This window comes from Confluentibacter flavum (assembly GCF_002843175.1).
Classification (GTDB): domain Bacteria; phylum Bacteroidota; class Bacteroidia; order Flavobacteriales; family Flavobacteriaceae; genus Confluentibacter; species Confluentibacter flavum.
In genome coordinates this window covers 1-26910 of sequence record NZ_PJEO01000011.1, presented here as the reverse complement: position 1 = coordinate 26910, position 26910 = coordinate 1, and the positions used below count along the sequence as shown (strand labels likewise).

Here is a 26910-nt window from a genome sequence, read left to right as displayed (position 1 = left end):
CTTTGCTAGCTTATTAAAACAGTAATACTTCATGAAAATCTCATACAACTGGTTAAAACAATTTATTAAAATTGATTGGACTCCGGAACAAACCAGCGAATTACTAACAGACTTAGGACTTGAAGTAGAAGGCATAGAATCCTATCAATCTGTAAAAGGGGGCCTAGAAGGTGTTGTTGTTGGCGAGGTTTTAACGTGTATCAAACACCCCAATGCAGATAAATTAAGAATCACAACCGTTAATATAGGAGAAGACAATCCTTTGCAAATCGTTTGTGGCGCTCCTAATGTGGCTGTTGGTCAAAAAGTACCTGTAGCAACTATTGGAACGACCCTTTACACCAAAGAAGGTGAGTCTTGGACTATTAAAAAAGGAAATATTCGCGGGGAAGAAAGCCATGGTATGATTTGTGCCGAAGACGAACTTGGTTTGGGGGCATCGCACGAAGGCATTTTGGTTATGGACGATACCTTTCAAGTTGGTATATCTGTAGCAGAGATTTTTGAGGTTGAAAACGACCATGTTTTCGAAATTGGTTTAACCCCAAACAGGGCTGATGCCATGAGCCATTTAGGAACTGCTCGCGATTTAAAAGCTGGGTTGATTCAAAAAGACATAAGTTTGGAGTTTATCACGCCATCCGTTAGTGCCTTTCATGTTGATAATAGAACATTAAAAATAGATGTTGATGTTAAAAATAAAGAATTGGCACCTCGTTACTGCGGTGTAACCATTTCTGGAATAAAGGTTGAAGCATCTCCCGCTTGGTTGCAAAACCGTTTAAAAGCCATAGGATTAAAACCAATAAACAACATTGTTGATGCCACCAATTATGTGTTGCACGACTTGGGGCAACCACTCCACGCATTTGATACCGTTAAAATTACAGGCCATAAAATTGAAGTTAAAACAGTCCCATCTGGAACAAAATTCACAACCCTTGATGGTGTTGAACGCGAACTGCATGAAGATGATTTAATGATTTGTGATGCTGAAAAACCCATGTGTATTGCTGGTGTTTTTGGTGGTATTCACTCAGGTGTTTCAGATGATACCACCAGTATTTTTTTGGAAAGCGCTTATTTTAATCCTGTAAGCATTCGGAAATCCGCAAAACGACACGGATTGAATACCGATGCGTCTTTCAGGTTTGAGCGAGGTATTGACCCCAATATTACCGAATACGCACTTAAACGTGCTGCATTATTGATTCAAGAAGTTGCTGGTGGTGAAATTACTAGTGATATTGTTGATATTTATCCTAAAAAAATCGAGGATTTTCAGGTGCGTTTAAGTTTTGAAAACGCCAAAAAACTAATAGGTGAAGAAATTCCGAAGGAAATAATTAAGCGCATTTTAACATCCTTAGAAATAAAAGTAAACAACGTAACAGAAACGGGGTTAGGCCTAACCGTGCCAGCTTATAGAAATGATGTGCTTCGCGAAGCTGATATTATCGAGGAAATTCTGCGTGTTTATGGCTACAATAACATTAAAACATCCGAAAAACTAAATGCTTCCGTTTCCAGTTTATCTCGTTTTGAAGACCATAAAATACAAAACGTTGTCGGCAACCAACTAGCGGCACAAGGGTTTTTGGAAATTATGGCGAACTCGCTTACAACGCCCAGCTATATTGCATTAACCGGTCAATTAAAAGAAGAACATAATATTACCATATTAAATCCACTAAGTGGCGACTTATCTGTGTTAAGACAATCTTTATTGTTTTCTGGACTAGAAGCGCTTTCATATAATATCAATAGAAAACGTGGCGATTTAAAATTGTTCGAATTTGGTAAGACCTATCATGCTTTTAACGAGAAACGAGAGGAATTTAAACACCTCACCGTTTTTGTATCTGGAAATAAAAATCAAGAACATTGGCATGCTCCAAACGAAAAAAGTGATTTCTTTTTTCTTAAAGGGACAATTAATGCTTTATTAGAGCGATTAGGAATTTCAAGATATAATGAAACCCCTATTAATAATGATTTGTTTAGTGAAGGTTTGGCTATAAGTCTTGGAAAAAAGCAATTGGTTGATTTCGGCCTTGTTAAAAAATCCATTCTTAAACATTTTGATATTTCCCAAGACGTAATGTTTGCCGATGTACATTGGGATACCATTTTAGAGGTTATAAAGTCCAACTCGATTAAGTTTAAAGCCATTCCTAAATATCCTGAAGTACGCAGGGATTTTGCTTTATTAATTGACGAAAGCGTCACGTTTGAATCCATCCATACTATTGCTAAGCAAAGTGAAAAACGTTTATTAAAGGGCATCAATTTATTTGATGTGTATCAAGGCAAAAACTTACCACAAGGCAAAAAAAGTTATGCGGTTAGTTTTACGTTGCAAGACGAAAACAACACACTTACTGATAAGCAAATAGATAAAATAATGAGCACGCTTCAAACACAATTTGAAAGCCAATTAGGTGCTGAATTGAGGTAATTATATTATTTTGAATGTTAATAAAAAAATAAAGCCAGTTTATCTGGCTTTATTTTTTGTATATTTAAAGAACGTACTAAACGAAAAGAGCCATGACTGATTCTAATTATATAAAAGTATTTACAGGAAGTTTTATAGTTGTACAACTCATCGCCGATAGACTAAATGCTATTGGTATTAGCCCTGTGGTGAAAGACGAAACTGAATCTGGCCTTATATCCGTTTTTGGTGCCACCAATCCCGGCCTTCAACAAATTTTTGTAAATAAAGATGAACTTAACGAAGCTATAGAAATTGTAGAAAGCGTTACTTCAGATTTAGAAGCTTAACTAAACTGCTTCTGCGTACATTTTGTTACGAATCTCTTTAATTTTAGAGTCTTGCATATACTCATCAAACGTTGTGTATCTATCAATAATGCCATTTGGTGTTAACTCCACTACTCTGTTGGCAACCGTTTGGGCAAACTCATGGTCATGGGTTGTAAACAACATAGTACCCTTAAAGTTTTTAAGTGAATTGTTAAAGGCGGTAATACTTTCTAAATCCAAGTGATTCGTTGGTTCATCAAGCATCAAAACATTGGCTCTTACCATCATCATTCTACTTAACATACAACGCACTTTTTCACCTCCAGAAAGCACATTCGATTTTTTTAAGGCTTCCTCCCCACTAAAAATCATTTTTCCTAAAAAGCCACGGATATAAACTTCTTCACGTTCTTCTTCAGTCGTTGCCCATTGGCGTAACCAATCTACTAATGATAAATTATTGTCGAAGTATTCACTATTATCTAACGGAAGATAAGATTGCGTGGTTGTAATACCCCAATCAAACTTTCCTGCATCTGGTTTTTCTTTGTTATTTAATATTTGGTAAAATGCGGTGGTTGCCCTTGAATCTTTTGAAAAAACCACTATTTTATCACCTTTGGTAAGATTCAAATCGATATCCTTAAACAATACCTCACCTTCTGTTGAAGCTGCTAAGCCTTGAATATTTAAAATTTGATCGCCTGCCTCCCTGTCACGCTCAAAAATAATGGCAGGATAACGTCTACTTGTTGGTCTGATATCAGAAATATTAAGTTTGTCAATCATTTTCTTCCTACTTGTAGCTTGTTTACTTTTGGCTACGTTGGCAGAAAAACGACGGATAAATTCTTCCAGTTCCTTTTTCTTTTCTTCAGCTTTTTTGTTTTGTTGCGCGCGTTGGCGAGCCGCTAATTGTGAGGATTCGTACCAGAATGTATAATTACCGGAATAATGATTAATTTTTCCAAAATCAATATCAGAAATGTGGGTACAAACGGCATCTAAAAAATGACGGTCGTGAGACACCACAATCACACAGTTTTCGTAATTAGCCAAAAAGTTTTCCAACCATTGAATTGTTTCATAATCCAAGTCGTTGGTTGGCTCATCCATAATCAACACATCCGGATTTCCAAATAAGGCCTGTGCTAAAAGCACACGTACTTTTTGTTTACCATCAAGGTCTTTCATCAAAATATAATGAAACTCTTCTTTAATCCCCAAACTTGATAGCATGGCGGCGGCATCACTGTCAGCATTCCAACCGTTCATTTCTTCAAACTGTACTTGTAATTCGCCAATTTTATCGGCATTCTCATCAGAATAATCGGCATACAAAGCATCCATCTCACTTTTAATTTTAAAAAGTGGTTTATTACCTATCAAAACCGTTTCTAAAACCGTATGCTCATCATACAGATTATGGTCTTGTTCTAGCACAGACATACGTTTACCAGGTTCTAAATGTACCTGTCCAGATGTTGGGTCTGACTTACCAGAAATAATCTTCAAAAATGTCGATTTTCCAGAACCGTTTGCGCCAATAATACCATAGCAATTTCCTTGTGTGAACGTGGTACTTACCTCATCAAAAAGAATGCGCTTGCCAAATTGAACTGAAAGGTTTGAAACTGATAACATAATACTTTGCTTATTTTTTTTGCAAAAGTAGAAAAATGAAACGGGAAGTCGAAACTTAGACCATTGTTTTTAATAAAGTTCAAAATCGAATTTCAATTGACATTAAAATAACATTCTTAATCCACGACAGTACTGCCCCCTGATTAATCAGATACCAAATGCATTTTAACATATTTTTTATATTAGGCTTATAAAAAAAGTTTAGATTTGGTTACCACCTATATTAACAAACTAAACTAAGATTATGAAACAACTAGTACTATTTACACTGATGTTAAGCGCCATTAACGTTGCCGTTGCACAAAACGCGCCCATTGACACTAGTAAATACCCTCCATTAACAACTTTCACAGCTCAAGAAGACCATGCTAATATGATGCAGCAATTCGGCATTACCGAGGTAAGACCGGGCAAAAGTGGCGACCCCACAAACCCAAACTCGGCTAACTATGACGAAGCTGTAGCCAACCCATGCCCAGAATTACCTGAAATTTTGGTCACCAATAATGGCAAAAAAGTCACCACTCCTGATATGTGGTGGAATACCCGAAGACCAGAGATTGTTGAAGCATTCGAACGTGAAGTTTATGGGAGCATTCCTGATAATGTACCCAATGTAACCTGGGAAGTTGAAATAACTGATAATGAACGAGTTGGACGCATTCCCGTCATTGCAAAAAAATTAGTTGGCCACGTCGATAATAGCGCCTATCCTCTAATTAATGTCGACATAGAAATGGTAGTAGTTTTACCTACTAATGTAAAAGGCCCTGTGCCAGTACTCATGATGTTTGGTAACCCACGACTACCAGCTCCTGCACAACCAAGCCCAGATGATTTGGAGAAAATCAATAAAAGTTTCAAAGCCATGATGATTTCCAATGACCCTGACATGAAAGCCGTTTTTGAGCGTTATCCAGCATACGAACCCATCACAAGATTAGCCGGTCCTGGATTTTTTGCGCCTCCTGTAGATGGTAACTCGCCACCAACCGAGCAATTACTGGCTGCGGGCTGGGGTTACGCCACCATATCAACTGGTAGTATTCAAGCAGACAATGGTGCTGGACTTACAAGAGGTATTATTGGATTAACTAATAAAGGACAAGCACGTACTCCAGAACAATGGGGAGCACTTAGGGCTTGGGCTTGGGGGGCTGCTCGTGGTTTGGACTATTTAGAAACAGACCCCTTAGTAGATGCTAAAAAAGTAGGCATAGAAGGGGTTTCCCGTTACGGAAAAGCCGCTCTTGTAACCTTAGCTTTTGAACCACGTTTCGCTTTGGGACTGATTGGTTCTTCAGGAAAAGGCGGTGCGACCTTACACCGTCGCGTATTTGGTGAAGCTGTTGAAAACCTTGGTAGTTCTGGTGAATATCATTGGATGGCTGGTAATTACATTAAATATTCTTCCGAAAAAGGCAAACTCGGAAAAATGACAGGTTGTGATTTATCGGTTGATTCCCATCAACTGATTGCATTGACAGCGCCTAAACTAACGTTTATAAGTTATGGCATTCCTGAAAAAGGTGATGCACTTTGGTTGGATCAAAAAGGAAGTTATCAAGCAACCATTGCCGCTGGTTCTGTATTTAAACTACTTGGTGCAAAAGATTTAGGTGTTTCTAACGATTATAATGAAGAAGTGATGCCTCCCATGTTAACCGATATGCTTGACGGTGAACTTGCTTGGAGACAACATGATGGAGGACATACCGATGCCCCAAACTTTCAACATTTTATTCCTTGGGCAAGTCAAAAATTAGGCTATAAACCTAATTAATTTAAGACTTATAAAATTTTAACTTTTGAACTCCAACGTTTTACGCTGGAGTTTTTTTATATTTAAGTGCTAAACTAAAACTAAAATGAAAAGACGGAAATTTATTGCTTCAACTATGGCTGTCTCAGTAGGAACCTTAACCTACTTAGAAGCTTTCCCATCAACTAATCTAAATCAAAAATTTTCAGAATTAAAAAACAATATACACCACAGTGCTTGCCGTTGGTGCTACAAAGACATTCCTTTAGAGAAATTATTACAACACTTCAATACCTTAGGCATAAAAGCAATGGATTTGGTAGGCCCAGAAGATTGGCCGCTATTGAAAAAATATAACATTCACGCATCGATGTGCTGGGGAGCAGAACTTGGTCTAACCGATGGTTGGTGCGATACTAAATTCCATGCACAATTGATTAAAAATTATACTGAAATGATTCCTAAAGTAGCAAAAGCCGGCTATACAAATCTTATTTGTTTTAGTGGCAATCGCAGAGGCATGGATGATTCAATAGGATTACAAAATTGTGTAAATGGTTTGAAACAAATTTTGCCGCTCGCAGAAAAGCATGGCGTTGTTTTACAGATGGAACTACTAAACTCCAAAGTAGACCACAAAGATTATATGTGCGATCACACATCTTGGGGCGTGGAACTCTGTAAAAAATTGAATTCCAATCATATAAAGCTATTATACGATATATACCATATGCAAATCATGGAAGGGGATATTATTAGAAACATTCAAGATTATAACCATTATATTGGCCATTACCATACAGGAGGAAACCCGGGAAGACATGAAATTGACGACACCCAAGAGCTGTTCTATCCTGCTATCATGAAAGCCATTTTAAAAACGGGCTACAAAGGCTATGTCGCTCAAGAGTTTGTGCCTTCTTGGGACGATCCAATAGCTGCCCTAAAACAAGGCGTTACTATTTGTGATATATAGTAGAAAAATGCATTGAATGGTTTTCCAAAAGAAATAAATTTAGATTCAGAGCTTCAACTAATTACCTATATTTTTTATATTTATTGACCAACTCAAACTAAACAACAATGAAAAGACGAACGTTTATTCGCAACATGGCCATCACCACACCTGCCATGATGTTTGTGCCTTATTACAACCTTTGGGCAAATCCACTAGCTAAAAAGGTAAAAATAACAGACGTTAAATGTGTGCTTACTAAAATGGGCAGTATGCGTGTGAGTCCATTGGTAAAAATCACTACCGATGCCGGTTTAGTAGGTATTGGCGAATGCCACCACGACGAAAATGGCCATGGCGCAAAGGACATTGTTCTTAATGTTTGTAAACCCATTTTACTGGGCAAAGATCCAATGGATCTAGAATATTTGATATTTAAAATGAGTACCCGAACCTCCTACTACGGAGGCAATCACGGATTGGCAACCCACGCCATTACAGGTGTAGAATTTGCCCTTTGGGATTTGATTGGTAAAATTACCGACCAACCCGTGCGCAAAATATTAGGTGGTGGTGCCCACGTAAATGAAGTCCGTGCCTATGCCTCTGCCCGACCTCGAAATATGTTGGAAATGGATTCGGTACAGGAATTTGCTGAACTCATGAAAAACCAAGGATGGACGGCCTGTAAAAGTGATATAGACCGCGACCAAAGATGGAATCAACTGGACAATCGTCGTTTATCCAATACAGGAGTTGATACCATTGCCAAAGGTTTTACCAACATGCGTGAAGCTTTAGGTCCTGAATTTGATATTGCCGTGCATTGCCACTGGGAATTTGATTTCGATAGTTCCCTGCGCCTATGTCGTGCCGTAGCCCCCATGCGTCCTGCATGGATTGAAGATCCGCTTCCTATTGCTTATAATGAGCAATGGGTGAAATTAACAGAACAATCACCTGTGCCTGTATTAACGGGTGAAAATCTATACACACGTGATGATTTCCGTCCGTTTATCGTTAACCAAGGCGTGAACATGATTGAAATTGATGTCTCTATGGCAGGTGGCTTACTGGAAGCCAAGAAAATAGCGGATTTGGCGGAACTGTATTATATGCCTGTTTGTACACATAATGTGGCAGGTCCTGTGGCGACCATTGCCTCGGCTAATTTCGCTGCATCGGTGCGTGAGTTTGTAGCACACGAAGCCTTTATATTCAACCCTATAAATCGAGCTGGTCGTGGCATTAATGGCGACCCAGATGTGTTGGGCTATGATAAAGAAATGATTGTAAACGGTCATATCCAATTAAGTGACCGACCTGGTTTTGGTATTGAACTGAATGAAAAACTCATTAAGGAAAAATATTTGGTTGATGGTGAGGCCTGGTGGGATTAATTGAATATCAATATATAAAAAACAAAAAGCATACAACATGTCAAAAAATAAATTTGCACTTGTAACAGGTGGCAGTAGAGGCTTAGGGAGGGATATAGCTATTAGTCTAGCAAAAAAAGACATCAACGTTATGATTACCTATCATTCCAACACCTCTGCTGCCAATGAAGTCATTGGCGAAATCACCAAATTAGGTAAAACAGGAAAGGCATTTCAATTAGATACCAGTAACACCAAAGGGTTTGATGATTTTTTTGGTCAGCTTTCCAGCTATTTAATATCGGAAACAGGAAAAAGCAGTTTCGATTTTTTTATAAACAATGCTGGGACAGGTATTTACCAAAACATCATCGACACCACCGAAGACCAATTTGACGAGATGTACAATGTCCATTTTAAAGGCGTTTATTTCTTAACACAAAAAGCATTGCCTTATTTAAATGATGGTGGAAGGATTATAAATATTTCCTCGGGATTGGTGCGGTATTCATTCCCAAGTGCCTCAGCTTATGCCTGCATGAAAGGTGCCATAGAAGTTTTTACCAGATACTTAGCCAAAGAATTAGCACACAGAAAAATAGCGGCCAATGTAGTCGCTCCTGGTGCCATTGCAACCGATTTTGGTGGCGGTGAAAACAAAACCAACACCAAAAAAATAGATTTCATATCAAACTCAACCGCATTGGGGCGCATAGGCCAACCCGACGATATTGGAGGTGTGGTCGCTTTTTTATGTACCGAAGATGCTAAATGGGTCAACGGCCAACGCATAGAAGTTACCGGCGGGATGCTATTATAATATAAAAACTTATTTATAAACCTCCAGCTGAATATATTGGATGTTTTTTGTTATTATTTAACAGTTTATTTGTTCAAAACTCTTTATAATCACATATTTATTTTCTGATAATAAAATTTTAACTTCGCTTATCCGTACTGAACTTGTTTCAGTAGATATAAATCATTAAAACAGATTCATATCCCTAATCGTGGTAACATTAAAGCTAGTTATAAGCGGGTCGTCTTCAACCATCCTAGCTCTTGCAAAACATGTGCTTATGTGGAAATAACGAAGTAGATTAAATAACCTCCTATAAAATAATTGTAATAATTTAAATAAATAATCGGAATTATTCCGATTATTTATTTGTTTTTTCACATGTTATTACTATATTTACATGTGTTAATCGGATATTATACGATTATCATACAGAATAATTACAATATGAATTTTAGAAAAAAAATAAAGGAATATACTGAAGCTCCTATATCTAGACATCTAATTTTAGAATTACTAAACGATTATCAGAGTCCAAATGATAAAATCAGTGAGCTACTTAAGAGCAAAGAGCTTATTTCTATTAGAAGAGGACTATATATAACTGGACCTAAAATGGACTTAACAACACCAGAACCTTTTCTAATAGCGAATCACCTTAGAGGACCAAGTTATGTGTCATTAGAGTCAGCATTGTCTTATTGGGCCATGATACCAGAAAAAGCTTATGAAATAAGTTCAGTAACCATAAAAACTTCAAAATTATATAAAACTCCTGTAGGACGATTTAGTTACCAACAATTAAAGATTCCTTATTATTCTTATGGAATAAAAAACATACGATATTCACCTAAGCAAACAATGTTAGTTGCCTCACCTGAAAAAGCTTTGTGTGACAAAATTGTGCTTACACCAAAAATTTATCTTAGAAGTATCAAACAAACGCGAGAATTTTTAATGGAAGATCTTCGTATGGATAGTGAAGTATTAAGTACATTAGATACGGAAGTTATGGAATTATGGATTAAAAATGCTCCTAAAAAAAGTAGTCTAAAAATGCTAATTAAAACGCTTATAGAATTATGATAAAAGAGTGGATAGAGGAATATAACCCTCAAAATGAAGAAGAAAGAGTATCTGCATTACGTGAAATAATGCAAGAAATTACTTTAGCAGGTTTATCAAGAACTGATTTTTTTGAGAAAGCAGCTTTCTATGGAGGAACCGCTCTCCGGATTTTTTATGGGTTGGATAGATATTCAGAAGATTTGGATTTTTCTTTACTTAAACCTAATTCTAATTTTTCAATTGAGCCATATTTCAAAGCTATTCTAGATGAATTTAAGTCATTGGGACTGACTGTTAGTATTAAGGAAAAGAAAAAAACAAAACTAACAGCTATTGATTCTGCTTTTCTGAAAGCTGAAACAGTTTGGCAAGAAATTGTACTCGAAGACATCATCAAAGAAACTGGGGTACGTTCTAACAAGACTTTGAAAATAAAAATAGAAGTTGACCGACAGCCTCCATTAAATTTCAAAACCGAAGAAAAGTTATTACTCCGTCCATTTTCTTTTTACGTGAAATGTTTTACGAAACCAAGTTTATTTGCAGGTAAAATCCATGCCCTGCTATTTAGAAAGTGGAAAAACAGAGTCAAAGGAAGGGATTGGTATGACTTAGAATGGTATATCAAAAAAGGAATTCCTTTGGATGTAAATCATTTTATAACTAGGGCAAAAGATACAAACGACTGGCAAGATGATAGCATTTCTAATGAACAAATTATCAATCTATTAGATACCAAAATCAAATCAGTTTCTTTTAGCAGTATTAAAGATGATGTTGTTAGGTTTATCCAAAATGATGATGTTTTAAATATTTGGAGCCCTCAATATTTCATAGATTTAATAGAGAAAATTAAATTTGAGAATACTTGATCTTAACCAAAGGTCAATACTTGAAAATTGCAAAGTAAAAAATAAAAATGATTGCCTAACTTTAGATGTGTATAAGAATTAGCGCTTTAAGTGATAAATCGATAGTAAAAAACATAAAACAAAGGTCATACACAACCGAAAAGTTTGAGCGTAAAAATCCGCTACTACTCATACACGAGACAGATAAGCGCAACTCCCAAACCCTACTTCATATACTTCCCCTTTTTACTACCTGAATACATTTCAAACTTTACCAAACGGGCCTCCAACTTGGCATTAAACAAATGTATCTTTCTTGAAGGACGTAAACCCACAAACTTTAAGGCTTCGAGGTTGCTGGTAATAAACCACGCATCGGTATTCGGGTAGTTTTGTTTTAGGGTATCACCTATGTTTTTATAAAAGTCTTGTAAATCAATATTTAAACGCTCACCATAGGGCGGGTTAAATACCATGTGCAATTTGGCATCACCTCCTTTTTGGGTTTTAAAGAAATCTTCGTGTTTTACTTCAACAAAGTCATCAAGCTGGGCATTTTTAATGTTTTCCTTGGCTTTGATCACCGCACTTGGGGCTTTATCATAGCCCGTAATTTTATGATGAAAATCCCGTGTTTTTTTAAGCAGGGATTCTTCAATTTTTTCAAATAAATCCACATCCCAATCTTGCCAACGCTCAAAAGCAAATTCCTTACGCATTAAGTTTGGCGGAATGTTGCAGGCTATCATGGCAGCTTCTACCAACATGGTCCCAGACCCGCACATGGGATCCATAAAATCGGTTTGTCCGTCCCAACCGGACAACATAATCAATCCTGCTGCCAATACTTCGTTGATGGGCGCGATGTTGGTCGCTGTTTTATAGCCTCGTTTATGCAGGGACTCCCCAGAAGAATCCAACGAAATGGTGCACTGTTGCCTATCAATATGCACATTGATTTTTAAGTCGGGAAACTTTAAATCCACATTTGGGCGGTCGCCTGTCGTATCCCTAAACTTATCGACAATGGCATCTTTGGTTTTTTGGGCAATATATAGGGAGTTTGTAAATAATTCGGTGTGGATAGTCGCATCAACCGCTAAGGTGCCTGTGGATGTCATGTAGTTTTCCCATGACATGGCGTAGAGCTTGTTATACAAATCTTGCTCATTGCTTACCGTAAAGGTTTCTATGGGTTTTAAAATTTTAATGGCGGTACGTAAGCCCAAATTGGCTTTATACATAAAGCCTTTATCACCCGTAAAACTCACGCTACGAATGCCCGTTTTTACATTTTGTGCACCCAGTTGGGTCAATTCATTTGCTAATAGTTCTTCAAAACCAAATAAGGTTTTGGCTACCATGTTAAAATTATCTTCCATTATTTACATTAAATACATTACAAAAATAATGTAATTTTGTGGCAAACGTCATGTTTATTGATATTTAAGGTTATCTGTGAAAACCTTCTAAAAAAGTATATGAGTAAAGACACTTCCAATTGGTTTTCATCGTGGTTTAACACACCATATTATCACATTTTATACAGGGATCGCAATGATACCGAGGCGCATGCGTTTATGGATACGCTTACCAATTACTTGAACATTCCAGAACAAGGCACTATTTTAGATTTGGCTTGTGGTAGGGGCCGCCACGCCATGTACCTCAATACCATTGGGTATGATGTGACCGGCGTTGACCTTTCTGAAAACAATATCAAGCATGCCAAAAAACATGAAAACCACCGTTTGCGTTTTGATGTGCACGATATGTGCAAACCCTACAAACGCCAATTCGATGCGGTTTTTAATCTATATACCAGCTTTGGCTATTTTGATTTTGATGTAGATAACCTAAATACCATCAAAGCCATCAAAGCCAATTTAAACGAGACTGGGTTTGGTGTGATTGATTTTATGAACAGTGCTCTGGTGATTGAAAATCTCGTACCTGAAGAAATTAAAACTGTTGGGGAGATTGATTTTAACTTGAAACGCTTTGTTGAAAATGGATATATTATAAAAGATATTACCTTTGAAGCGGATGGCGAAGCGCATCATTACCAAGAACGAGTAAAAGCGTTTTCCTTGAAAGATTTTGAAGCCCTTTTTGAACAAGCAGATACGTATTTATTAGATGTTTTTGGTGACTATAAATTGAATAAATTTAGGCCGCAAACTTCGGAACGTTTGGTAATGATTTTTAAATAGCCTTTGTAAAATACATGAACAATTATCTTTTTCCTATATTGGCAGTTATATTTGGAGTGGCTCTAGCCATCATTTCCACTAAAAAAAGAATGTTTAACACCAGACTCCTACTCTCTTTTAGTGGGGCGTTTTTATTGGCGTTAACCTTATTTGAAATGCTCCCCGAGGTTTACGAACATTTGGACACAAAGCTTGCTGGCCTTTTTATAATGGGTGGTATTTTATTGCAAATTGTATTGGAATTTTTCTCTAAAGGTGCCGAACACGGACACATCCATATCCACAAAAACGCTACTGCTTTTCCTTGGGCGTTGTTTATAAGTCTCTGCATCCATAGTTTTTTAGAAGGCTTTTCCATTCATGACCATAACGATATGGTGTATGGTATATTGGTACATAAAATACCGATTGCCACTCTTATTTCTATGTTTTTACTTCGGTCTAACTACAACAAAATACAAATAGCTAGTTTCTTGATTGTCTTTGCATTAATGACACCTATTGGAACCTTAATTTCAAATACGGTTGATGTTGTCCAAGATTATGTTCATGTCATCAATGCCTTTGTAATTGGTATCTTTTTTCATATTTCAACAACTATTTTATTTGAAAGTAGCGAAGGACATAAATTCAATTTATCGAAACTCGTAGCTATTATTTTAGGGGTTGCTATGGCTTATTTGATTTAGGAGGTCTTGGGTGCTGGCTGTAGGCTGTAGGCTGTAGGCTGTAGGCTGTAGGCTCTAGGCTGTAGGCAAAATTAAACTTTTAAACTCTTAACTTTTAACTCTTAACTCTTAACTTAAAACGTGTTTAGCAAAGAAGAATCACGCTTATTACGACAGGAATTTTGGACCAGTTATGGGAAATCGTTTCCCAGAAAATGGATTTTGTACGACACCAAACTAAAAGGATTCTCTTTTAAATTTCATTTTGATACGAAGTCTGCTTTGGTCGCATTGGATTTAGATGTCCCGATAGCTATCGGGATGGAATATAGAATTAGATTCTGGGAAAAATTGGTAGCTTTAAAATTCATTTTAACAGAAGAGTATTTACCTGAAGCTATATATGAAGAAGCATTCCTATTGGAAAACGGTAAAGAAATTTCTAGGATTTATGTGCTTCTAGACCAAAAAGTATCCATACACAATAAAAACAATTGGCGAGATGTGATGGTTTTTTTTAATGAGAAAATGGCTCTATTTGAAGCGTTTTTTGAGGAGTATCGAGAGGTGATTGAGGATTAAATTGGCTGTTGGCTGTTGGCTGTTGGCTGTTGGCTGTTGGCTGTTGGCAAAATTAAACTTTCTAACTATATAACCTTATGACTATCTAACTTTTAACTCTTAACTCTTAACTCAAAATACTTTCTCCATTTCATAATCATCCATAACAAAACCATTGCCTATATCCGTAACCATGGATTTCGTTTCTACAAAACCCATTTTTTTATAGGCTAGAATAGAATTCACATTATATTTATTAACGTTAAGTTTTATCTTGGATATGCTTAGGTAATTAGCAAACGCTTCCATAAATTGGATGGCGGCTGTGGCCATTTTTTTTCCTCTGTACCCTTCTAAAATATAAAGTTTTTCTAAAAATAAAAAGTCCGATTCTTTTTTAATGGCCGCATAACCTACTGGTACATCATTGTACGTCATATAAAAAAATTGAGACCCTGTTTTGGTTTGGTTATCAATAGCCGTTACGGAATTAAATTTTTCCAGCATATAGGCTATTTGCTCTAAACTAATGATGGCAGGATAATGTTCATGCCAAATCTCGTGCGCCAATTTTGAAATGCATTCAAAATCGGATTTAGTAGTGGCTGGCTTAATTTTAATCATAGCGCTTTCTTCAGGATACAAATTAAAGGTTTTCTATATGACGTAAAGGAAAATCATAAAAAAATGACATATAGCACCAGCCAAAACAAAGAGGTGCCAAATAACATGATTGTAAGGAATCAACTTAATGGCATAAAAAATAATACCAATGGAATAGGATAAGCCTCCTGCAAATAACCATAAAATACCTTTGCTTCCAATGGCTTTGGATAAATTTGAAAAATCGAATACAATAAGCCAACCCATAACCAAGTACAACAAGGTGGAGAATATTTCAAACCGCCCCGTAAAAAACAACTTTAAAACCACACCAAATAATGCTATGCCCCAAACCGTATAAAATAAGATCCAGCCACTACTTTGCTCTAAAGTGATTAACAGCACAGGCGTGTACGTTCCGGCAATTAAAAAGTAAATACTAATATGGTCTATAATTCTGAAAAGATGTCTGTTTTTTTCGTTTTTAACGGAATGGTATAAGGCAGAAGCTGAGAACAGCACGATGATGGATATGCCGTATACAATAACGCTAAACAAACTATAATCTGTTTTGTTGGTATTGTAAACAATTAATAGAATCAAAGCGCAAATACCTAGCAGAGCACCAATACCATGAGAGATAGCATTAAGTCTTTCTTCAAAATCGGATTGTATGCGCATTACATAAGGTTATTTAGCTTTGGTGGCCCATTTTTCGGTTAAATCGGCAAAATTAAAATCTAATGCCGAGTCCTGACGCGGTAATAAGCCACTTCGAAAGCTACGCTCTAAAATATCTTCAATTAAATAATCTTCTTGAACATTCATAGGGTCGAATTCTCGCTTTAATGAAATATTAAACATACTTGCCGTGGTGTTGTACCAAAAGGCACGCCAACCGCTCCGCAACTCTTTTACCAACCCAAAAGTGGTTTCTCCTGTTTGCCTATGAATGAGTTTTACCAATATCTGACCTTCAGTACGGGTCATTTTTTTTAGTTCGTCAGAAAATTCGCCCTCAATATATTTTTGAATCATTCGGGTATAACGATTTCTGTCACTTCGTCGCTTCATCATTGCCAAACGGTTGTTTAAGGAATCCAATCTGTCAGCGGCCAGTTTTGCATACGGATATACTTTTAATGTTTTCCGTCTTAAAATTAAATAACGTAACCTATCTTCTCTGTTACCAAAATTAAGCTTGTTCAAAATAACTACTTCATTTAACTCTATCGTAGGAATAGAATCACCTTCAAAAAAAACATAACCTTCGGATGTTGCATCTTTGAGTGTATCAACAGTTTGCGCAACAAGTAAAACCGGAAAAATTAAGAATATATACCTTAGAATAATCATCTATAAATGTGTTGGAGCCATTATACACCAAAATTAATAATTTACATTCTGTAAAACATTCTTTTTGTATTTATATTATTATTTTAGTGCAAAATTTTATAGATGGCAAACAAGAGCATACTTAATAAAAAGTCAATGGACTTTTTAGAAACATATTTGAACAATGCAGCCCCAACTGGATATGAATGGACAGGGCAAAAATTATGGATGGATTACCTAAAACCGTATGTCGATGAATTTATTACCGATACGTATGGCTCTGCGGTGGGCGTTATCAATCCGAAAGCAACATATAAAGTCGTTATTGAAGGGCATGCCGATGAAATATCGTGGTATGTGAATTATATTAGTGATAACGGTCTAATTTATGTCATACGAAATGGCGGTAGTGACCACCAAATAGCACCGAGTAAAGTGGTAAATATCCATACTAAAAATGGTATTGTAAAAGGCGTTTTTGGCTGGCCAGCTATTCACACCAGAGATAAATCTAAAGAAGAAGCACCAAAACCCGAGAATATTTTTATTGATTGTGGTTGTAAAACCAAAGATGATGTTGAAAAATTAGGGGTTCATGTGGGTTGTGTTATTACCTATCCTGATGAATTCCATATTTTAAATGGTGATAAATTTGTTTGTCGCGCACTCGATAATCGCATGGGAGGCTTTATGATTGCCGAAGTCGCCAGATTGCTGAAAGAAAACAAAAAAACCTTACCATTCGGCTTGTATATTGTAAATGCGGTGCAAGAAGAAATTGGTTTGCGTGGTGCTGAAATGATTACACACCGCATCAAACCGAATGTGGCGATTGTAACCGATGTCACACACGATACCACCACACCTATGATTGAAAAGAAAATACAAGGTGATTTGGAAATTGGTAAAGGCCCCGTTATTGCTTACGCTCCTGCTGTGCAACAAAAATTACGTGATTTAATAACCGATACCGCAGAAGCAAAAAAAATACCGTTTCAGCGTAACGCACTCTCAAGAGCGACAGGAACCGATACCGATGCATTTGCTTATAGCAATGGCGGCGTGGCATCGGCTTTAATTTCGTTACCGCTACGCTATATGCATACTACTGTGGAAATGGTTCATAGAGACGATGTTGAAAATGTTATTAAATTGATTTACGAAAGTCTTTTAAGCATCAAAAACAACGATACGTTTAGTTATTTTGAATAGTTTTTATTAGTATTAAAAATTTAAGCGCTTTCTATGGAAAACAAAAAGCATCTATTTGATATTCCTGATGATATTGTTTACTTAAATGCAGCAAATCTATCGCCGCTACCTAATGTGACTAATGAAGCTGGTAAACAGGCCATAGACAGAAAAAGCAGACCATACATAACTAAAGCGGATGATTTTTTTAATCCGCTTTTAGAACTTAAATCCAGTTATGCTAAACTTATAGATGTAGATGAACCTCTACGTATTGCTAGTATTCCGTCGGCTTCCTATGGTATTGCTACGGTTGCAAATAATATAAAACTGCATGCTGGTTATGAAATTTTACTGATTGGAAACGAATTTCCTAGTAATTATTACTCTTGGAAACGTCTGGCAGAAAAATACAATGCTGTTATAAAAACTGTAAAAAAGCCCTCATCCAAAGAACATTGTGGCAGACATTGGAACATGGACATTTTAGATGGTATTTCAGATAAAACAGCAGTTGTTGCCATGGGTCATATTCACTGGTCTGATGGCACTTTGTTCGATTTAAAAGCCATCAAGGAAAAGACAAAAAAATACAATGCACTACTTATTATTGATGGGTCCCAATCTGTTGGTGCTCTCCCCTTTTCTGTCAAAGAGATACAACCCGATGCCTTAATTTGTGCCGGTTACAAATGGTTATTTGGACCCTATTCGAGCGGATTGGCTTATTATGGTCCTTATTTCGATCATGGCATCCCCATTGAGGAAAACTGGTCCAACCGCCTTCACAGTGAAAATTTTACCGGGCTGACCAATTATGAAGATACGTATAAACCTTATGCAAGCAGATACAATGTAGGTGAAAATGCTAATTTCATTGCTGTATCGATGCTTAAGGAATCCATTGCATTATTGTTGGAATGGACTCCTGAAGCTATTCAAAAGTATTGCCATACCATTTCAAAAGATGTCATAGAAAATATAAAAAAATTAGGTTGTAACATGGAAGATTCCGAATTTAGGGCGAAGCACTTGTTTGGAATAGAATTACCCAAAGATACAAATATTGATATTTTAAAAGCTGAATTTGAAAAACGACATGTTTCTGTAGCATTTAGGGGCCACTATGTTAGAGTGTCCTGTCACGTATTCAACACAAGTAAAGATTTTGAAATACTTTTCGAATGTTTGTCGACCGCATTAAAAACGAATTAAATGGATGAATTTATAGATATTGCCGATGCTTCGGGAAAATTGATGGGGATTTCAGAATTAAAATCGGTCATCCATCAAAAAGGATTATACCACCACACGGCACATATTTGGCTATACACAAAAAAGGGCGAGATACTTTTAGCGCAACGCTCAGCCTCTAAAAGTATTTGTCCGCTCATGTGGGACGTCTCAGTAGCTGGCCACGTTGATGCAGGAGAAAGTATTATAAATGGAGCCATTAGGGAATGCCAAGAAGAAATTAGTTTAACGTTATCAGAATCAGATTTAAAAAAAATAGGGGTTTTTGAATGTTTCCAAAGTTATGAAAGCGGTATTATTGATAATGAATTCCATAACACGTTTATAGCTGAATTAAAAGTACCATTATCTGAATTAAAACTTCAAATTGAAGAAGTTGAATCCTTAAAACTAGTCTCTTTTGATGAATTTGAAAATTTACTGAAACACAGTGACACTAATGGACATTTTGTAGCTTCAAATAGGCCATATTATAAAAGGGTTTTAAAAACGATACAAAACCAGACACAAAACAAAAGCTAACAACAATTTCCTTTAGCATTCTTCATTTTTATTGTTGAAATGTTCAACAGTTCATTCTAGTTTAAACCGACAGTTCACAGGATATTCTTTAATACTATAATGTTTTCATTATCAAATGGTTGATTTTAAAATCAACCATTTTTTTTAACTAAAAAACATTAAAATTTATGCAATTTGGATAAAGATTATAATAAATAATTCTGCCATTCAGTTTTAACAAAACATTTAATTTATTGAAAATCAATCAATTATATATTTAACATTACATTTAATCGGTTATTTTTGCTTTACGTCGATAATAATTATATATTTGACAGCGAATGATTAGTCCCAAGCTAAAATTTAACCTATTGTGAAAAAATTAACTCTCGCTTTTTCTATACTTATATTATTGCTCTTAGTTAATACCCTGAGCGCACAGGAAATTACTGTCAGAGGAAATACTGTTCCTATAACAGATGGCGATACAACTCCACAAACAGCAGATTATACCGATTTTGGAAATACTACCTCACGAACATTTTTTATAGAAAATAGTCAAGGTACAGGAAACACAACTTTGAATGTAACGAGTATTACATTATCCAATTCAACCGATTTTACGATAACAACAAATCCAGCACCTGTGGGTCTAGGAAAATATGCTGAGACTTCTTTTATAATAACATTAAATTCGCTGACAGTAGGAACTTATACATCAACAGTAACCGTAGCAAGCAGTAATGCCAGCAACGATGGAGGCGACAATGCTTGGACCTTTACCATAAGAGCCATACGAGGTCCAGAAGTAAACATTCAAGGCAATGGGGTTACCATAGTTGATGGAGACTCATCTCCTTCACTTACAGACAACACCGATTTTGGTACCATCTATGTTGGTTCTCCAACAACCAAGACATTTACCATTCAAAATACAGGAAATGCCAGTTTAAGTTTAACAGATGTATCTCCCTACATTGCTATTTCTGGAGCAAATGCTTCCGATTTCTCTGTAACCGTTATACCTAACCCCACAATTGCGAGTGCCGGTAGCACCACATTTAGCATTCAATTCAACCCTGCTTCAGCGGGGGTTAAAACGGCAACATTGTCCATTGCCAATAATGACAGTAACGAGAACCCATATAATTTTAATATTACAGGAACAGGTGCCGTTCCCACTCCAGAAATAAAAGTCATGGGAGGCTCTGTGCTTACAGAAATAGTAGATGGTGACACAACACCGCAAAGTGCAGATGGCACCAGCTTTGGTAATGTAAACATGGGTAATTCATTAGAAAAAATTTTTACCATTGATAATACCGCAGGAACGGCAGATCTGACAATTTCCAGCATCACACTATCAAACACCACTAATTTTTCAATTACAACAGCATACAGTACTCCTGTTACATCGGGTGGCACAACAACTTTTGGCATCACTTATACAGGAATTAGTGTTGGTTCACAAACATGTACGGTAACCATCAATAATAACGACTCCGATGAGGCGGTTTATGATTTTGTGATTGAAGGCACTACGGTACAATTATTTTATGATAGTGATAATGATGGTGTGTTTGATGATCAGGACATCGATGACGATAACGATGGTATTATTGATTCAGAGGAAGAAAACAACTGTAGCTCTTCACCAATATCTTATTCCGTAAATTACAAATTCCTAGAAGAAACATTCGGGACGGGCACTGCCAGAACAACCATTAATACAAGTTATGCTGCCATGACCGATTATTGTTGGGAAGATGGTACTGGCGACGATTGTATGAATACAGCTAGTGATGATGCCGATTTAGATGATGGCGAATATACGGTATACTATAAAGTTGCAAATGGAGATGGCATTAATCAAACGCCTAATGGCGAACTTGCCAGTTGGGCTGATAATTTATGGTATACTGGTGATGACCATACGCCTGGAGATACCAACGGTAGAATGGCGGTTTTTAATGCTTCTTTTGATCCCGGTGTTTTCTATACGGCTCAAATTACGGGAGCCCTACCAAATGTACCCGTTACCTACAGTTTTTATGCCCTAAATCTTGATAGGTTTGATCACCCAGACATAGCAACCCGTATAAGACCAAACATCAGGGTTGAATTTCAAGACTTAAATGGCAATATACTAGATAATTTAGCGATACCTGGGGCAGCAGATGCTTTTTTTGAAACTGGCGATATTGATCCATGGAACCCAGCAAATCCAGACAATGGCTGGTTTAATTATTCTGAAGACCTGATTTTAAGTGTTAATGAATTTCAAGTCATTTTTATCAACAATGCTCCTGGAGGATTGGGTAATGATTTAGCTATTGATGATATCGAAATAAGACAAACCTTATGTGACTATGACAATGATGGCATAGCAGATATATTTGATCTCGATGCAGACAATGATGGTATTCCAGACATTGTTGAAATAGGTTTAGGCAACTTGAGTAATGGAACCGGAAAAATGGATGTTGCATGGGTGGATGCCAATGGTGATGGTTTACACGATAGTGCTGCGGGCAACATAGCATTAGATTCAGATGGCGATGGTGTGCCAAATTATCTGGATTTAGACAGTGATAATGATGGTATTTTCGACGTAGATGAATCTGGCGCCGGAAATTCTGGAGACGTTTACTTCCAAAATGGAGATGGCGATATTAACGGCGATGGTGTTGGGGATGGCCCAGAATCTGAAGCATTTCGTGAAAAGGATGTTTACGGATATGGTATCCCCGAATACTTTGGAGATGGCATATTGGACATCTATGATTTTCATAGTTCTGCCAATAACTATACCAATGCCTATGGCAATAGTAGCCAAGGTACGGTTACCGGAACGGTTTATTATGTTAAAGATACCGACTTAGATGGCATTCCAGATTATATAGACACAACGTCCAATGGTTCTACTTATGATATTGCAGGAACTTTGTACGCTAGTCTTGACGCCAATAACGATGGCGTCATAGACGATACCAATGATTTAGACAGAGATGGTATTGTGGATTTGTTTGATACAGATGATAATGTTTTTGGTTCACCAAGGAATTTAGACCGAAAATTACATTTATTCTTTGATGGTCGCAATGATTATGGCGAAGATGCAAATGTGATAAGCTCTGGAGAAGCCAGTATCATGGTTTTTATCAAATCCAATGGAAACAATACATTAAATGAAGATAGAATCATTGGAGGACAAAATGACTTTTATTTAAGGGTCAATGATATCAATAACACAATAAGCCTCGTTGTTGAAGGAATAACACTGACGTCTTCCACTGCTATAACAGATGGAATTTGGACACACATTGCAGCAACTACAGAATCTGGTAGTACCAAACTTTATATTAATGGTGTTGAAGAGGCTAGCCACACTTCGGGTGGCATATTGGATACATCAAACTTTATGATAGGAAGATCATCAGCAGGCAACAAACACTTTCATGGCTACATGGATGAATTCCGGGTATTTAACAAAGCCCTATCTGAAGATGAATTGCACAAAATGATTTATCAAGAAATTGAAGATAATTCGGGTGTAACCAGCGGCGTTATCATCCCTAGAATTGTAACGGATTTTGTAGATGAAAGCACCATTACACCTCTCAACTGGTCTAGCCTAGCACGCTATTTTAGAATGGATGCCTACAAAGATGATATCATAGACGATCTAACAACAGCCAGTATAGACACTGGAACAGGAGCTCATATTTACAACACCAAAATAATTGACGTACAATCGGCGCCGCTACCTTTTGTAACACAACAAAGTGGAAATTTAGCTTCAGCAGTTGATATTCCTGCAACTGGGGTTAATGGAAACGATGTTATAAATTATGATTGGTCAATCGTAAAAATTTCACACGATGATGTTACATATAATGCATACCAAAAGCATGTTGGCCTTATAGTCGATGCCACTGATGCAAGTTCAAATCCTATCGAATTTAGTATTCAAAATAATTCTGAACTGAATATAAGCTGGTATCTAAAATTAGATGGTTTTATAGATTTAGAAGATGAATCACAACTGGTTCAGGGAGCAGATAGTGAAATAGATATAACAAGCGAGGGTTATATTGAAAGAGATCAACAAGGGACCAAAGATTTATTTACATATAATTATTGGTCATCACCAGTAGGTATACGTAATAACTCCAGCAACAACAATAGTTTTACACTTCCAAGTATTTTAAGGGATGGTTCGGTTGCTGCAGCACCCGTTAACATCACTTTTTTAGGTTCCGGTTATAATGGTAATCCTGGTAACCCCGGCACAACACCCATAAGTATTGCAGACTATTGGATATGGAAATATTCAAATAGAACCAGTAACACCTATTCGCAATGGCAACATGTAAGAAGTACTGGCACTGTATTAGCAGGCGAAGGTTTTACCATGAAGGGTGTTCAAAATACGGGAGGAGCCATTACAACGCAACAAAACTATGTGTTCAACGGGAAACCCAATAATGGTGATATAACCCTTACTTTATCACCTGGAAATGATTATTTGATTGGGAATCCCTACCCATCAGCATTAGATGCCGATGAGTTTATAAAAGACAATATTAGTGTTGCAAGTGGTGGAAAAGCTGCAACAGATATCATTGATGGTACCTTATATTATTGGGATCATTTTGCAAGCAATACACATGTACTGGCAGAATATCAAGGCGGCTATGCTACCTACAACCTAATGTCTAGTGCCATAGCGGTATCAACCGACACAAGAATTAATGCTACAGGGGTAAGCGGGGCAAAAACACCAAAAAAATACATTCCCCTAAGCCAAGGGTTTTTTGTAGTATCCGATGCCGGTGGAACCGTAACATTCAAAAACAGCCAACGTGATTTTAAAACAGAAGCATTAGACCCTTCACTATTTATAAAGCCAAGCAATACAAAATCTAAAACAGCCCAAATAAAAGATTCTGAGGTAGACGAAAGACAAAAATTCAAATTAATGTTCGACTCTCCCAAAGGTTATCACAGACAAATAGTGGCCGGTGTTGATGAAAAAGCTTCAAGTGGATTTGATAGAGGCTATGATGCGCCATTGATTGAAAATAATAAAGAAGATATGTTTTGGATATCTGGTAATGATCAATATGTGATTCAAGGTGTTGATAATTTCAGTGATACTCAAAAACTTCCTTTAGGAATTAAAGTAAGCAAAGAGGGAATGGCAAAAATTAAAATGGACATACTTGAAAACATACCTGATAACCTGAAAATTTACTTAAATGACAAAGAATTAAGCATCCAGCACCCTTTAAAAGAAAGTAATTATGAAGTTTATCTTTCTCCCGGCAGTTATTTAAATCGTTTTGAAATTGTGTTTAAAAATTCGGACTCACAATCATTAAATTCCGATGACATTGTAAATGAAACTATTCAAGTATATTTTTCAAGTGAAAAAGAAAGCATTGTCATTCATAATCCCACTTTAAAACAATTGAAATCTGTTGAAATAATGACTATTCTAGGGCAATCTATTAATAAATTCAATGTAGGTACTTCTAATGATTATATGGAGTATAAAACAAATCAGATAAGTACAGGAGTCTATATAATTAAAATACAAACTGAAGAAGGCTCCATTTCTAAAAAAGTACTAATAAGGTAATACACTTTTATTGTAAAAAAATTCCACTCTCTATTTGATAGTAATGATTCCGAAAACAAATCTCTGGGACTTTTTAATTAGAAATAACGCTTTTTATCGGATTTATTTGTTTTTTATCGAGTAAAAAGAAAAAATAATTATATATTAGCCCTGTAAATAAATCAGTAAAGCCATATTAATCCATGAATTAAAATTTAATTAATACTGACTAAAGAATAAAAATGTATTTCAACGAGTATTTTTTATCAATGGCTTGGCTTAGTAGTAATTTTACAACATCCCTCATATAACTTGGTTAATAGCAACTTAAACCAAAAACGATTGTCTTTGAATTAAAAATTCATTAGACAGTATGTTTATATTGTTGCAGTGCCCTAAATATTAGCTATATATGAAAAAAATTACTTTTTTAAAATTATACAGTTTAATTTGCATCTTTCTTATTAGTAGCTATACTAATGCTGATGTCTTTTATACCAGCTCACTACCGACCTATAACTTACAATACAAAATCATTAGCTTTTTTGTTGATTTGTTTTCTGAAAATACAATGAAACAAAATGATGATGCTAAAAAATATAGTAATACCAAGTCTAGCAAGCTATATCATGTTACAAGTTCAAACTTATTAACATCAACAACGTTCACCGTAGCTGCTGATGTTACAGGAGATTTTAGATCAATTGGAAGTGGTGATTGGGATGACCCCGCATCGTGGGAAGTTTTCAATGGAGCTACTTGGGATACAGCTACAGAATATCCTGGGGAGAATATTAAAACACCACCTTACCCAAATGTTACCATTTTTACTGGTCATACCATTACGATTGACACTAACTTGACAACAGAAAATTTAGGTGATGTTATAATAGATGGAACATTAATATTAGGAGATGGCACATCTTCACAGCACATAACAACATTAACAACAGAAAATTTAACAATAAGTTCTAGCGGAATACTTTCATTTGATGGCAACAAAGTGCATTTAACTTTTCCGAGTGCCAATGCAGCAGTTCTAATTGATAACGGTGGTACAATCACAGGTAATTGCACTAACAATGATCAAATCATTATTAATGGTGAAGTATATGCAGCTTGTGCCGGAGGTGGATCAGGGGTATATTCATTTGGAGAGATAGTTACAGCCGGAGGAACTTTAAAAGCAATAATATCTATTCCGCCAAGTGACCCTAATACTGTTTGTCCGGGAAGCACAATAAATTTTACCGGAGGATTTAGTGGTCCAGATACAAATGTGAATTTTACATGGACTATTACAGATTCCAGTAACAATATAATATCACAATCAACTGGTCCTACTAGTGGCTCATTAGCTAATGAAACCATAACCACAACTGGAAGCTTTCTTCCTCCTTCCTCGGATGATTATTTACTTACTTTAGAAATTGAATCACCTTCAATTACAAATATTGCAACAAGATCTTTTAATGTTAGTGATACAACAAACCCGACGGCTTCCAACCCTGCGCCAATAAGCGTGCAGTGCCTTGCGGACGTGCCCGCGCCAGACGTAACGGTCGTGGACGATGAAGCGGACAACTGTGGAACGCCCACGGTAACCTTCGTGAGCGATTCTGCCAGCCCGCTGGTGAACGACGGCACAATTACAAGAACCTACAACGTCAATGACGGAAACGGTAACAGCATAAACGTGACCCAAACAATTACCATTGACGATACAACAAACCC

General features: G+C 36.5%; 21 protein-coding genes. 16 read left to right on the top strand and 5 right to left on the bottom strand.

The genetic code is table 11. The features are described 5' to 3' along the window. The first annotated feature begins 31 nt into the window (after window positions 1-31). Window positions 32-2458 carry a phenylalanine--tRNA ligase subunit beta gene (gene pheT, locus CSW08_RS01880; RefSeq protein WP_106658218.1) on the top strand — a complete coding sequence of 809 codons (2427 nt, stop codon included), beginning with the start codon at window positions 32-34 and terminating at the stop codon, window positions 2456-2458. Window positions 2459-2550: 92 nt separating this feature from the next. Beyond that, window positions 2551-2787 (top strand): putative signal transducing protein, encoded by a 237-nt coding sequence (locus CSW08_RS01875; RefSeq protein ID WP_106658217.1) that lies wholly within the window; start codon window positions 2551-2553, stop codon window positions 2785-2787. Here the strand turns inward: CSW08_RS01875 and CSW08_RS01870 are convergent, their stop codons facing one another. Further along, entirely contained in the window at window positions 2788-4413 is a 1626-nt protein-coding gene (locus CSW08_RS01870) for an ABC-F family ATP-binding cassette domain-containing protein (RefSeq protein WP_106658216.1), read from the bottom strand. It lies immediately after the preceding gene. A 244-nt stretch (window positions 4414-4657) separates the two neighbouring features. Between CSW08_RS01870 and CSW08_RS01865 the strand changes: the two genes are divergently transcribed. The 6 genes from CSW08_RS01865 to CSW08_RS01840 all read left to right on the top strand — a co-directional run bounded on the left by CSW08_RS01865 (window position 4658) and on the right by CSW08_RS01840 (window position 11248). After that, entirely contained in the window at window positions 4658-6196 is a 1539-nt protein-coding gene (locus tag CSW08_RS01865; protein ID WP_106658215.1) for an alpha/beta hydrolase family protein, read from the top strand. 85 nt (window positions 6197-6281) lie between these two features. Further along, a complete protein-coding gene (locus CSW08_RS01860) occupies window positions 6282-7151 on the top strand; it encodes a hydroxypyruvate isomerase family protein (protein WP_106658214.1) in 870 nt (289 codons plus the stop codon). A gap of 107 nt (window positions 7152-7258) precedes the next feature. Further along, the gene (locus CSW08_RS01855) at window positions 7259-8530 is read left to right on the top strand and encodes a mandelate racemase/muconate lactonizing enzyme family protein (protein ID WP_106658213.1); all 1272 of its coding nucleotides are present in this window, start codon (window positions 7259-7261) and stop codon (window positions 8528-8530) included. Between the two features lie 37 nt (window positions 8531-8567). Further along, window positions 8568-9329, top strand: coding sequence for an SDR family oxidoreductase (locus CSW08_RS01850; RefSeq protein WP_106658212.1), 762 nt, complete (start codon window positions 8568-8570; stop codon window positions 9327-9329). A gap of 426 nt (window positions 9330-9755) precedes the next feature. Beyond that, on the top strand, window positions 9756-10394 hold the full coding sequence (locus CSW08_RS01845; protein ID WP_106658324.1) for a type IV toxin-antitoxin system AbiEi family antitoxin domain-containing protein: 639 nt from the start codon (window positions 9756-9758) through the stop codon (window positions 10392-10394). Then, window positions 10391-11248 carry a nucleotidyl transferase AbiEii/AbiGii toxin family protein gene (locus CSW08_RS01840; protein WP_106658211.1) on the top strand — a complete coding sequence of 286 codons (858 nt, stop codon included), beginning with the start codon at window positions 10391-10393 and terminating at the stop codon, window positions 11246-11248. The genes CSW08_RS01845 and CSW08_RS01840 overlap by 4 nt, the downstream gene beginning before the upstream one ends. Window positions 11249-11451: 203 nt before the next feature. Here the strand turns inward: CSW08_RS01840 and CSW08_RS01835 are convergent, their stop codons facing one another. After that, window positions 11452-12609 (bottom strand): THUMP domain-containing class I SAM-dependent RNA methyltransferase, encoded by a 1158-nt coding sequence (locus CSW08_RS01835; protein WP_106658210.1) that lies wholly within the window; start codon window positions 12607-12609, stop codon window positions 11452-11454. Between the two features lie 99 nt (window positions 12610-12708). Here CSW08_RS01835 and CSW08_RS01830 point away from each other — a divergent pair, with 99 nt between their 5' ends. From CSW08_RS01830 to CSW08_RS01820, 3 genes are all read left to right on the top strand, one after another. Then, window positions 12709-13440 carry a class I SAM-dependent methyltransferase gene (locus tag CSW08_RS01830; protein ID WP_106658209.1) on the top strand — a complete coding sequence of 244 codons (732 nt, stop codon included), beginning with the start codon at window positions 12709-12711 and terminating at the stop codon, window positions 13438-13440. A gap of 14 nt (window positions 13441-13454) precedes the next feature. Next, a complete protein-coding gene (locus CSW08_RS01825; protein ID WP_106658208.1) occupies window positions 13455-14129 on the top strand; it encodes a ZIP family metal transporter in 675 nt (224 codons plus the stop codon). A 120-nt stretch (window positions 14130-14249) separates the two neighbouring features. Beyond that, complete coding sequence (locus CSW08_RS01820) at window positions 14250-14690, top strand: DUF4268 domain-containing protein (RefSeq protein ID WP_106658207.1); 441 nt, start codon at window positions 14250-14252, stop codon at window positions 14688-14690. A 111-nt stretch (window positions 14691-14801) separates the two neighbouring features. Here the strand turns inward: CSW08_RS01820 and CSW08_RS01815 are convergent, their stop codons facing one another. From CSW08_RS01815 to CSW08_RS01805, 3 genes are read right to left on the bottom strand one after another with little or no spacing between them, the layout of a single operon-like run. Further along, complete coding sequence (locus tag CSW08_RS01815; protein WP_106658206.1) at window positions 14802-15293, bottom strand: GNAT family N-acetyltransferase; 492 nt, start codon at window positions 15291-15293, stop codon at window positions 14802-14804. 33 nt (window positions 15294-15326) lie between these two features. Then, window positions 15327-15953, bottom strand: a complete 627-nt coding sequence (gene trhA, locus CSW08_RS01810) for a PAQR family membrane homeostasis protein TrhA (RefSeq protein WP_106658205.1) — start codon at window positions 15951-15953, stop codon at window positions 15327-15329. A gap of 9 nt (window positions 15954-15962) precedes the next feature. Then, window positions 15963-16628, bottom strand: a complete 666-nt coding sequence (locus tag CSW08_RS01805; protein ID WP_106658204.1) for a DUF4294 domain-containing protein — start codon at window positions 16626-16628, stop codon at window positions 15963-15965. Window positions 16629-16730: 102 nt separating this feature from the next. On the opposite strand from CSW08_RS01805, the gene CSW08_RS01800 reads away from it, so the two are divergent. The 5 genes from CSW08_RS01800 to CSW08_RS01780 form a co-directional block, all read left to right on the top strand. Next, window positions 16731-17819: a M42 family metallopeptidase gene (locus tag CSW08_RS01800; protein ID WP_106658203.1), complete on the top strand. Its 1089-nt coding sequence runs from the start codon at window positions 16731-16733 to the stop codon at window positions 17817-17819. Between the two features lie 33 nt (window positions 17820-17852). Continuing rightward, complete coding sequence (locus CSW08_RS01795; protein ID WP_106658202.1) at window positions 17853-19013, top strand: aminotransferase class V-fold PLP-dependent enzyme; 1161 nt, start codon at window positions 17853-17855, stop codon at window positions 19011-19013. Then, window positions 19014-19574, top strand: a complete 561-nt coding sequence (locus tag CSW08_RS01790) for an NUDIX hydrolase (protein ID WP_106658201.1) — start codon at window positions 19014-19016, stop codon at window positions 19572-19574. It abuts the gene before it with no gap. 352 nt (window positions 19575-19926) lie between these two features. Then, complete coding sequence (locus CSW08_RS01785) at window positions 19927-25197, top strand: choice-of-anchor D domain-containing protein (protein WP_106658200.1); 5271 nt, start codon at window positions 19927-19929, stop codon at window positions 25195-25197. 391 nt (window positions 25198-25588) lie between these two features. Continuing rightward, window positions 25589-26910: HYR-like domain-containing protein (locus tag CSW08_RS01780; RefSeq protein ID WP_157831412.1), on the top strand; the 1322-nt coding region annotated here is incomplete at its 3' end.

What these genes read in the sequence shown, in the direction of transcription:
- trhA (WP_106658205.1), bottom strand. Translation starts at nt 15,953, where the DNA reads ATGCGCATACAATCCGATTTTGAAGAAAGACTTAATGCTATCTCTCAT.
- CSW08_RS01850 (WP_106658212.1), top strand. Translation starts at nt 8,568, where the DNA reads ATGTCAAAAAATAAATTTGCACTTGTAACAGGTGGCAGTAGAGGCTTA.
- CSW08_RS01860 (WP_106658214.1), top strand. Translation starts at nt 6,282, where the DNA reads ATGAAAAGACGGAAATTTATTGCTTCAACTATGGCTGTCTCAGTAGGA.
- CSW08_RS01865 (WP_106658215.1), top strand. Translation starts at nt 4,658, where the DNA reads ATGAAACAACTAGTACTATTTACACTGATGTTAAGCGCCATTAACGTT.
- CSW08_RS01835 (WP_106658210.1), bottom strand. Translation starts at nt 12,609, where the DNA reads ATGGAAGATAATTTTAACATGGTAGCCAAAACCTTATTTGGTTTTGAA.
- CSW08_RS01815 (WP_106658206.1), bottom strand. Translation starts at nt 15,293, where the DNA reads ATGATTAAAATTAAGCCAGCCACTACTAAATCCGATTTTGAATGCATT.
- CSW08_RS01875 (WP_106658217.1), top strand. Translation starts at nt 2,551, where the DNA reads ATGACTGATTCTAATTATATAAAAGTATTTACAGGAAGTTTTATAGTT.
- CSW08_RS01855 (WP_106658213.1), top strand. Translation starts at nt 7,259, where the DNA reads ATGAAAAGACGAACGTTTATTCGCAACATGGCCATCACCACACCTGCC.
- CSW08_RS01845 (WP_106658324.1), top strand. Translation starts at nt 9,756, where the DNA reads ATGAATTTTAGAAAAAAAATAAAGGAATATACTGAAGCTCCTATATCT.
- CSW08_RS01870 (WP_106658216.1), bottom strand. Translation starts at nt 4,413, where the DNA reads ATGTTATCAGTTTCAAACCTTTCAGTTCAATTTGGCAAGCGCATTCTT.
- CSW08_RS01805 (WP_106658204.1), bottom strand. Translation starts at nt 16,628, where the DNA reads ATGATTATTCTAAGGTATATATTCTTAATTTTTCCGGTTTTACTTGTT.
- CSW08_RS01840 (WP_106658211.1), top strand. Translation starts at nt 10,391, where the DNA reads ATGATAAAAGAGTGGATAGAGGAATATAACCCTCAAAATGAAGAAGAA.
- CSW08_RS01790 (WP_106658201.1), top strand. Translation starts at nt 19,014, where the DNA reads ATGGATGAATTTATAGATATTGCCGATGCTTCGGGAAAATTGATGGGG.
- pheT (WP_106658218.1), top strand. Translation starts at nt 32, where the DNA reads ATGAAAATCTCATACAACTGGTTAAAACAATTTATTAAAATTGATTGG.
- CSW08_RS01800 (WP_106658203.1), top strand. Translation starts at nt 16,731, where the DNA reads ATGGCAAACAAGAGCATACTTAATAAAAAGTCAATGGACTTTTTAGAA.
- CSW08_RS01795 (WP_106658202.1), top strand. Translation starts at nt 17,853, where the DNA reads ATGGAAAACAAAAAGCATCTATTTGATATTCCTGATGATATTGTTTAC.
- CSW08_RS01825 (WP_106658208.1), top strand. Translation starts at nt 13,455, where the DNA reads ATGAACAATTATCTTTTTCCTATATTGGCAGTTATATTTGGAGTGGCT.
- CSW08_RS01830 (WP_106658209.1), top strand. Translation starts at nt 12,709, where the DNA reads ATGAGTAAAGACACTTCCAATTGGTTTTCATCGTGGTTTAACACACCA.